This is a genomic window from Desulfobacterales bacterium, from assembly GCA_028704555.1.
In the GTDB taxonomy this organism is placed as follows: Bacteria; Desulfobacterota; Desulfobacteria; order Desulfobacterales; family JAQWFD01; genus JAQWFD01.
This window is the reverse complement of the sequence record JAQWFD010000079.1, coordinates 1-4531: the sequence shown is the minus strand read 5'-3', so window position 1 is coordinate 4531 and position 4531 is coordinate 1. Positions and strand designations below refer to the sequence as shown.

General features: G+C 47.1%; 3 protein-coding genes. All 3 read right to left on the bottom strand.

Going from position 1 to position 4531, the window contains the following annotated elements; all coding sequences use genetic code 11:
- On the bottom strand, positions 1-970 hold a 970-nt coding region (locus tag PHQ97_15890; GenBank protein ID MDD4394214.1), incomplete at its 3' end, for an efflux RND transporter periplasmic adaptor subunit.
- Positions 971-1146: 176 nt separating this feature from the next.
- Positions 1147-1743, bottom strand: a complete 597-nt coding sequence (locus tag PHQ97_15885; GenBank protein MDD4394213.1) for a TetR/AcrR family transcriptional regulator — start codon at positions 1741-1743, stop codon at positions 1147-1149.
- A 607-nt stretch (positions 1744-2350) separates the two neighbouring features.
- Positions 2351-3934 (bottom strand): IS66 family transposase, encoded by a 1584-nt coding sequence (locus tag PHQ97_15880; protein MDD4394212.1) that lies wholly within the window; start codon positions 3932-3934, stop codon positions 2351-2353.
- Positions 3935-4531 lie beyond the last annotated feature (597 nt).

Sequence of the window (4531 nt, the reverse complement as noted above, 5' to 3'; positions counted from 1 at the left end):
ATACCGCCTGTTGAGGAATAAGCAGGGCTTGATTATAGATTCCTTCCGGAAACACGGCCCGGACATACATGCCCGGCAACAAAAAACTATCCGGATTTGGAAACACCGCCCGCAAAATAACGGAACCGGTCGTTTGATCCACCGTCACCTCCTGGAATTGGAGGGTCCCTTTGACAGGATAAGTCGTATCGTCTTTCATGGTAAGTTGAACATTCCTCCGGGTTTCAGACGTCCTCTCCCATTGACCGCTTTTCATCCGCTTTTTCAATTTGAAGAGGTCGGTGGTGGATTGAGGCACATCCACATAGATGGGGTCCAACTGTTGAATAGTTGCCAGCGCCAAGGCCTGATAAGCCGTCACGACGGCGCCTTCGGTCACATTGGATCTGCCGATGCAACCGGAAATGGGGGCCGTGATATGGGTATATCCCAGATTGATGCGCGCCGTTTCCACCGACGCTTTCCAATACTGCACATCAGCTTCAGCCTGTTTCAGCACAGCAACGGCATCGTCGTAATCCTGCCGGCTGACCGCTTTTTCAGCCGCCAATTCTCTGTAACGATCGGCTCTGGACCGAACCGCCGGCAAATTGGCCTCGGCTTTGCAGAGGGCGGCTCCTGCATTGTCAAGTGTTGCCTGATACATGGCCGGATCAATTTGATAGAGCACATCCCCCGCCTTGACATCGGAACCTTCCGTAAATAGCCGTTTTTGAATGATACCCTGGACCTGAGGTCGAATTTCCGCGATACGATAGGCGGATGTTCGGCCGGGCAACTCCCTGGTCAATGTTATCTGCTGTGGCTGCATAGTCACTACCGCCACTTGTGGAACCGGGGCCTGACTTGCCAACTCAGCCGCTTCCAGCTTGTTATCGCTTTTGCACCCCGTGAGTCCCATAAAACTCGTCAGGGCAGCCAAAGCTACAATCCATTTAAGGGGTTCATACCCATTTTTACAAAGTTGCATCAAAATCCTCCAGAATAATTTTATTGAGTAAATTTAATGAAAAAACGTCCCAGGTATCACGGTGATCGTCAAGGAGAACAAGGTGAGCAAGGAGTGAGTGTTCATTCCGTTTTTTTGCGCAAAAAAATACCAATTCGCAGTAGTAAAAATAATCCCAATTCCATTAACCGCCGTGGCTATCGTTTGATCGACTCCCAGGTGGTTTCAATAACCTGCTGGACCAGATCCTCTGAATACAACAACAAACCACTGTGAATGTCACGCAACATAAAAATAATCGGGCCCAACGTCAGGGCTCCGATTAACTGATGGGGCAGGTCTTTGATTATCAGTTGTTTTTTTGCCTGAACAAAAAATTCTCCGATGGGATAGCTGCTTTTCTCGCCCGCGTCCGCCTTTTTGATCAGATTGCGCTTGCGCTGAATGCCGTAAGGCGAATTAAAATATTGCTCGCTGAAAGCAAAAAATGTTGGATGATTGTGCAGAAACCGAAAAAAGTTACCGCACAGGCAAATGTACTGTTCCCGCAGAGGCGCGTTTGAATCGTATCCTTTTAAAACTTCAGTTTCTGTCTTTTCCGTCAATTCATTGAACACTGCGTGGATCAGAGCCTCTTTGTCCTTGAAATAGCGGTAGATGGAGCCGACCCCGACACCCGCACGGGCGGCAATCTCTGAGGTCGGCGCCCCATGAAACCCCTTGGCGGCGATCAGTTCCAGGGCCGCCGTCAAAATGGCCGCCCGCTTGTCGGAGCTATCGGTCTGCTTTTGCATCTTTTCTCCTTGAATTTTTGGAGTGAATATTCAGTCCGCTTACTATACTAATGCAAATCATTCTGTCAACCCATTTATTGCATCTTAAATGAAAAGGGGGTCTCCGAATGCCCTTATGAGTTAAAATCAAAACGGGTGTTTCAGAAAATTTATGTTAAGGGTTCGCTCAGTCAAAAGTGGGGTCACCCATTAAAGGGTTAATCAAGAAAAAAAATACCTCTCCATGCAAAATAGTAGAACTTTTTTGCCTGATTTCTAAACGACTATCCGGCACGGCCTTAGTTTTGTCTACTGTCTGCTCCCGCTATTTCTTTTTCGTTGGTTACGTCCAGCCGATAGCTGATCCGCACCGGTCACCCATCTGGATCAAGGCCTTGGGTGTATTGTATGATTTCTACATGATACACCGGCCCCTGGTCTTTATCGACCCCAGAAATCTGTCGGTTCCGTACCGTGTTCAAGTGATTGGATCACAATTCTTATGGTTTTTAACCAACCCCGAATAGACTCACGGCACAGGCAAATCAGAGTACTAAAGCAAAAACCTGCCGATAAACTGTGGCGGGTGCGATGGTTTCCGTAAGCGCTTAATAAACCCCACCCCCCATCATGCCGGTGAGGCAAAACGGGAGCGGTCGATATATTGTGGCAACAGTGCCCGGTAGTCTTCAGTGGTGATGGCACGGGGGATATTTTCAAAAACATACCGCAGATATTGATATGGCTCAATTCCATTTGCTTTGGCTGTTTCAATAAGGCTGTAAAGGCAGGCACTGGCTTCAGCACCTACCGGATGACCGGCAAACAGCCAATTTTTTCGACCAATCACAAACGGCCGGATAGCGTTTTCCGCCAGATTATTATCCATCCTTATCCGGCCATCTTTCAAATACCCGGTCAGTCGATCCCACTGGTTTAATGCATATTGCACGGCTTTGCCAAGAAGCCCCTTGGGCGGCGTTTGTCGGGATTTTTTCTCGAGCCATTTTTTTAATTCATCAAGAATTGGTTTGGATTTCTCCTGCCTCAGCTCATGAGTCTCAATGGGACTGAGCTCCTCACGTTGAGCGGTTGTCTCAATTCTATACAATTTACTGATATAACTAAGGGCTACGTCAGCACTGCCGGTTTTTCCGGACTTTATTTTTCCGGTAGCTTTGATGACATCGGTAAAATTACGGCGGGCATGGGCCCAACAACCTATATGGAGAATATTCTTCTGCAAATCCAGAAAATTATATCCGGCATACCCGTCGGTCTGCACATAGCCTTCGTAACCGCGCAAAAATTCAGCCGCCACATCCCCTGATCGGGTCGGGTGGTACTCGTACAGCACTATGGGTTTTTTGGGATCACCGCCCCGAAACACCCACATGTAAGATTTGGTGGTATTTGCACGATCCGGTTCATTCATTACCTGGACTGGGGTTTCATCGCAATTGATCAATGGCCCGGATAGCATATCACTGTGCAAAAGCTCAATTAACGGCATGCTTCGCTGAGCTGCTTTTATCGCCCATCCGCACATGGTAGAACGATGGATTTCAATTCCGATTCGGGCAAATTGTTTCTCCTGGCGATAAAACGGGATGGCATCAACAAACTTGCTTGTCAATATGTAGGCTATCAGACCCGCCGTTGCCATGCCTTTGGGAATGAGTTGCTCTAGCATCGGTGCAGTGACGACCGTCGGTCCGTCGTCTTCTATGCCCTCGCAGCATTTGCAGGCATATTTATGGCGAATATTTCGAATGACCTGTATTTTGGCAGGAATGATATCGAGCTGTTCGGAGACTTCTTCTCCGATTTTGCTTTTGACAGCCCCGCAGCTGCATATTCTTTCTTCCTCGCTTAAATCGTGAATAACATTGACGCGGGGAAGTTCCGGCGGCAGGGGCTTTCGGCCTCTTTTTCTGCGTTTGTGTTCTGGGATGATGATTTCATCTTCAGGCTCCGGTGGCTGCTCGCAAACTGTCTCTTCTGCTTCGTTAAAAAGCAAAAGCTGCTGGTGCGCATCTTCCGGCAGAATTTTTTCTGTTTTTCGACCAAATAATTGTGCTCGAAGCAGGCGGATCTGTTCTCTGAGCAACTTGTTTTCCGTTTCATAACGGTGCTCATTTTTTGCATATGAATCTATGATCTGCTTGAGTGCATCAATATTATCTGGCAAGCTGTTTGAGTCTGAAATCATGCGTATTTACATAGCACAAATGCATGATGAAGTAAATATTTAATACTAAAATTTCAGCTATTTATAGTTAAAAAAGTGTCTCATAAAATAGTTGCCCGTGAGCTTTTTTCTGTTCAATTTCCAACCCCTCAAGAAGCCACATGAGCTCTCGCATACGAATTTGTTTTACCTCGGATACCGACTCTGGCCAATTGAAACAATGCTTCTCAAGTCGTTTTTGCCAGAGGCAGAAACCATTGCGATCCCAGTAAAGAATCTTGACGATGTTTCGCCGGCGGTTGCAAAATACGAACAGGTTTGAAAAAGGATCCAGCTCCAGCTGATGCTCGGCGATTCTTGGGGACGCCCATAAAATTATAACTTCCTATTCTTTTATCAGCTTGAGTTGTCTGTCTTTGGCGATCTGGCGATTCTTGGGGACGCCCATAAAATTATAACTTCCTATTCTTTTATCAGCTTGAGTTGTCTGTCTTTGGCGATCTTCTCACCACGCTTTACCGAAATACTTACAGATGGCTGCGAGACACCAAGTTTTTTGGACAGTTCCGTAGCACTGAAGCCCAGCTTTCTCACTGCCCAGTAACACAATAAACTTCG